This is a genomic window from Variovorax sp. Soil_C_17, assembly GCF_057657265.1.
In genome coordinates this window covers 1-246 of the sequence record NZ_JBDGIT010000073.1, presented here as the reverse complement: position 1 = coordinate 246, position 246 = coordinate 1, and the positions used below count along the sequence as shown (strand labels likewise).

Genomic DNA, 246 nt, shown 5'->3' with positions numbered 1-246 from the left:
TGGCGCTCGCGCGCACGCTCGCGCTCGATGTCTTCGCGCGTGCGCACGGCACGGCGGACCTTGCCTGCCTTGGCGGCATCGCTGCTGGCGGCCTCGGGCGCGCCGGTGCCGCTGCTGCTGCTGCTGCTGCTGCTGCTGCTGCTGCTGCTGCTGCTGCTGCTGCCATCGCTCGACGCTCCCTGACCGGCGCCTGCCGAAAGGCCATTCACGCCGCTGCCACCACCGCCACAGGCGGAAATCAAGGCC

1 protein-coding gene is annotated in these 246 nt (G+C 72.4%); it reads left to right on the top strand.

Features of this window, described 5'->3' with window-relative positions; genetic code table 11:
* Positions 1–183: hypothetical protein (locus tag AC3A6Y_RS35090; RefSeq protein WP_487872802.1), on the top strand; the 183-nt coding region annotated here is incomplete at its 5' end.
* Positions 184–246 lie beyond the last annotated feature (63 nt).